Origin of the sequence: Saccharomonospora halophila 8 (assembly GCF_000383775.1) — a bacterium.
In the GTDB taxonomy this organism is placed as follows: Bacteria; Actinomycetota; Actinomycetes; order Mycobacteriales; family Pseudonocardiaceae; genus Saccharomonospora; species Saccharomonospora halophila.
Genome location: NZ_KB912472.1, coordinates 1 through 4,745, shown reverse-complemented (window position 1 = coordinate 4,745; position 4,745 = coordinate 1). Strand labels below are relative to the sequence as shown.

General features: G+C 72.7%; 3 protein-coding genes. 2 read left to right on the top strand and 1 reads right to left on the bottom strand.

Annotated elements, in window-relative coordinates:
- Together SACHA_RS19465 and SACHA_RS0100010 are read left to right on the top strand one after the other, a co-directional pair.
- Nucleotides 1-2,346 (top strand): FtsK/SpoIIIE domain-containing protein (locus SACHA_RS19465; protein WP_083935736.1); only part of this gene is annotated, 2,346 nt, incomplete at its 5' end.
- Nucleotides 2,339-2,704 carry a hypothetical protein gene (locus SACHA_RS0100010; protein WP_019806202.1) on the top strand — a complete coding sequence of 122 codons (366 nt, stop codon included), beginning with the start codon at nt 2,339-2,341 and terminating at the stop codon, nt 2,702-2,704. The genes SACHA_RS19465 and SACHA_RS0100010, both read left to right, overlap by 8 nt.
- Nucleotides 2,705-2,998: 294 nt before the next feature.
- Here SACHA_RS0100010 and SACHA_RS19460 read toward each other — a convergent pair.
- The coding region (locus tag SACHA_RS19460) for an endonuclease/exonuclease/phosphatase family protein (RefSeq protein ID WP_019806201.1) at nt 2,999-4,745 on the bottom strand (1,747 nt) is incomplete at its 5' end.

Here is a 4,745-nt window from a genome sequence, read left to right as displayed (position 1 = left end):
CCGCTCGCCGGGCCCGGTGCGGATCCCGTGGCGGTGCGGGAGGAGACGTTCGACGTCGCCCTCCCGCTGCTCGACGAGTCACACCTGGCGATCACCTCCGCGCCCGGGACCCGGAGCACCGTGGACGCGGTGGTGGAGAACCTGCTGATGCGGGTGCTGTCCACGTTCGTCCCCGGCGCGGTCAAGGTGGACCTGTTGGACGTCGGTCAGCTCACCACCGTGCTGCCGAACTTCTACGCCCTGACCCGCACCAGTGCGGTCACCGTGCACGACCCGACCCGGCTGGAGGAGCTGCTCGACGAACTGGCCGGACAGATCCGCCGCACCAACGCCCGGACGATGCAGTCGGGATACCCCTCGCTGCGGGCGCAGCGGGAGGCCACCGGGCGACGCACCGAGCCGTGGCGGGTGGTCGTGCTCTACGGCAACGGCGAGGACCTGCCTCCCGAACAGCTGCGCGACCTCAAACGGATCGCCGGCGGGGCGCTCGCGGCGGGCATCTCGTTGATCCTCGTCGACGTGCCCACCGTGCTCGGCGGGGCGGTGGAGACGATCAGCCTGCTCGACGAGCGGCGCGCGATCACGTCGATGACCGGCACCGACGTCCCCGTTGACCTCGACCCGGCGCTGCCCGCCGGGGGTGTGGCGACGGCGACCTCCCGCATCGCCGACTCGCTGATCGCCCGGCAGGGCGGGCCCCGGTCGTTCACCGACCTGCTGCCCACCGAGTTCGGCAGGCACAACTCGGCGGCCGAACTGCGCGCCCCGGTCGGCTTCCACGAGGGGGAGCCGGTGGAGGTCGTCATCGGCGACACCACCCCGCACGCGCTGATCGGCGGTCCGAGCGGGTCGGGCAAGACCAACTTCCTCTATGCCCTGCTCGGTAGCCTCGCCGCCCGGTACTCGCCGGACGAGCTGGCGCTGTACCTGCTGGACTTCAAGGAGGGCGTGTCGTTCGCCGGGCTCGCCCCGGGGCGCAAGGACGAGAGCTGGTTGCCGCACGCCCGGCTGGTCGGGGTGAACGTGAACACCGACCGCGAGTTCGGCCTGGCCCTGCTGCGGTACCTGTCCGACGAGATGCGCAGGCGCTCGGCCGCGGCCAAGGAGTTCGAGGTCACCAACCTCGCCGAGCTGCGCGAGCAGGACCCGGAGGGGCACTGGCCCCGGATCGTCGCGGTGATCGACGAGTTCCAGTACCTGTTCGCCGAACGCGACAGCGTCACCGGGATGGCCACCGCGCTGCTGGAGGACCTCGCGCGGCGCGGCCGGTCGCAGGGCATCCACCTGATCCTGGCCAGCCAGGACATCGCCGGGATCGAGGCGTTCTGGGGCAAGCCCGCCGTGTTCGAGCAGTGCACGCTGCGGGTGGCGATGCCGAAGGCGCGCCGGGTGCTCGCCGAGGCGAACCAGGCGGCCGTGTCGGCCCCGCGCTGGCACGCCGTGATCAACCACGACTCCGGCATCGCCCACGGCAACGCCCTCGCCCACATCCCGGACGCCAGTGCCAGGGGCGTGTTCCCCACGCTGCAACGCCAGCTCTGGCAGCGGTACGGGACGCAGGGCCGCCCCCGGCTGTTCGACGGCGCGATCGCGCCCCGGCTCGACGACTCCCCGGCCTTCACCGCACTGACCCGCACCGACCGGCCGCGGGCCGTGGTGGGTCAGGCGATCGCGGTGTCCGACGACGCCCACGCCGTCGAACTGGCCGACGCGCCGGGCCGCAACCTCGCCGTGCTGGGCACCACCCGTCGGGACGCCCTGTCGATCCTCGACGCGGCCACCCGGTCGTTGTCCCGGCAGTTCGCCCCGGGCGACGTCGAGTTCGTGCTCAGCTGCGCGGTGCCGACCTGTCTGCCCGAGGTGACGCGGCTGGGCGAGGCCCTGGTCGCCGAGGGGCACAAGGCGCGGCTGGTGGCGCCCGACGACCTCGGTGCCGCACTGGCCGACCTGTCGGGGAGCCTGTCCGACACCGACACCACGCGTTTCGTCGTCCTCCACGGCGTGGACGCGGTGCTGCCCGCGCTCGAACGGAAGGATCCGGGCACGAGCAGCGGGCTGGACCACCTGCGCACCGTCCTCAAGCAGGGGCCGGTGCGGGGCACCCACGTGCTCGGCTGGTGGCGGGGGGTGTCCCGGCTCAAGGACACCCTCGGTTTCGCCGGCACCGACGACGTCGGCGCGTGGGTGGCGCTGGACGTGCAGGGCAACGAACTCGCCCCGTTCTGCGCCGGGCAGGTGGTGCACTGGTCGCCGCGACCCGGGCGGGCGTTGTTCTTCGACCGCACCACGCACGCGAGCCCCGAGGTCACCATCCCGTTCCACGCAGAGGAGGCCGACGATGCCTGACGATCCGGGTGCGGCCGTGCGGTACAAGGAGGTCATGGGCCTGGCCCGCAGGGCGGCCGAGGATCTGCGCTCCTGGGAGCGGGCCCGCGCCCGGGAGCTCGACGCGGAGATCCGCGCCGCCGAGCAGCGCGTCGAGAAGGCGACCGAGCGCGAGCGCACGGCGGCCGAGCGCGCGTATCACTTCTGGCGGATGGCCTGCGACGAGATCTCGCGGCTGTCCTGGCTGGAGCCGGGCCCGGACCCCGAACCGGCGTCCTCGGCACACAAGGATCACCTCGACCGCTACGCCGAGGACATCCGCACGGCCTACCAGGAACTCACCCGCTCCGTCGTCGACCTCGGCTGGCGCGCCCGCTGACCCGCCCCCGCCCGCGAGTCGCCACTCCGTACCCGCGAGTCGACGCTCCACGCCCACGAGTTCACGCTCCAAGCCCGCGATTTGTCATCCCACGTCCGCATCGTCGACACGGGCGTTCCGAGAACCCCGTCACCCCCTCCGGTACAGCCACCGGAAGACCGCAGCAGCGCCCTCCGCGCCCGGTAGCCCGACCCCGCGGGAAGCACGACCCGTCGACTCGTGGTGTTGGGGCGTCAACTCGCCGGGTTGGGGCGTCAACTCGCCGGGCTGGGGTGGCGACTCGCGGGGTGGGGGTCACCTCGGGATGAGGCGGGTGATCTGGGGGTCGTGGTCGCTGGGCTGGTCGGCGAACTCGGCGTTGAGGTGCACCACGTCGTAGTCCACCCGGTGCGGGGCCGACGAGACGAGGATGTGGTCCAGGACCTGGGACCGGCCCTCGTAGATATAGCTGTAGCGCTGCCCGGGCGGGAGGGTTTCCACCAACGCCTCCAGTGCGCCGCCCTCGGTGAGGGTGTGCAGGGTCGGGGAAAACGGGAAGTCGTTCAAATCCCCCGCGACGACCACGTTGGCCCGCGGGTCGACGTCGAGCAGGTCGTCGACGAAGCCGCGCACCACCTCGGCCTGGCGCACGCGCTGCTGCTCCGAGTACCGCGTCGGTGGCTGGAACCGGCCGTGTACCGGCTGGTCACCGCCCTTGGAGGCGAAGTGGTTGGCCAGGACGAACACCGTCCGGCCCCGGAACCGGAACTCGCCCGCCAGAGGCTTGCGGCTGTCCGACCACGCCCGGTCACCGGGGTCGATGCGGCCCGGCGAGACGGACAGCGCCGCGTCACCGCGGTGGCGCTTCACCGCGACCGGGGTCGTGGCGTCCCCGCCGGGGCGGTCCACGAACGACACCCGCCGCGGGTCGAACAGGAAGCCCACGCGGATGTTGCCGCCGGGCTGTCCGCCGTCGGCGCCGTCGACCGGGTCGATCTGCCGCCACTCGTAGCGCGGTCCCCCCGCCGCCTCGACGGCGTCGGTGAACCGGGTCAACGTCTCCCGGGCCGACACGACGCCGTCGTCGACCCCGGTCGGCCCGTTGTCGTCCTGGATCTCCTCCAGCGTGACGATGTCGGGGGACCGGAGGTTGTGCACGATGCCGTGGGCCAGCTCGTCGAACTTCGCCTGCGCGTCGACGGCCGAGAGGTTCTCCACGTTGTACGTCGCCACGGACAGTTCCCCGGGCCGCTGCGCGCGGGTGACCTCGCGGGCGAGCCCGTTGTCGGTGACCTCGCCGAGGACGTTCGCCATGAGCGTGTAGCCGCCGAACCGGTCGTAGGCCAACGGGCCCGCCGTCCGTCCGGTGAGCGTGTCCCCCGTGTCCGCCTCCGGGAACGGGCGCTCGCCGAACGGGATCAGCGACTCGATCTTGAGGACGCCGGTGTTCGACCGGTCGTAGCCGAGGTTCACCGTGCCGCCCCGTGCGGTCGGGTGCTGCTCCGGTTTCGTGGTCGCGTACAGCTCGGCGTAGTCGGTGCTCGGCCCGACCAGGCGCACGTCGCGCACCGACACCAGCTCGCCCTCGTGCGCCTCCCAGAAGTCGAGTGCGTACTTCTCCGGCCGCAGGGGCGCCTGTTCGATCGACCCGCCCGGCTCGGCGGTGCGTTCCTCCGGGACCGTGTCCGGGCCGATCCCCAGCGCCGCGGGCACCTCCCCCGCACGGGCGGAGACCGTCCACGTGGCATCGACCAGTTCCGTGGCGGACTGGAAATCCGAGGTCGCCGGATCGTCCGGGTAGTACTCCTCCACCGTCCCCGTCACCCGGACGCGGTCACCGGGGGACAGGTCCGGGTCGGCCGCACCGGTGAACACGAACAGACCCTCGCTGGTGCGCGGATCGTCGTCCGGGTCGGGGTCCTGCATCCAGAACCCGCGCGCGGAGCCGAACGTGCGCGTCGCGGTCACGACGCCGGGCACGGCGACCCGCTCGCCCTCCAGCGGCGAGAGCCGGGTGGTGCCCTGCACCGCGTGGATCCGGGTGCGCACGACGCCGGAGGCG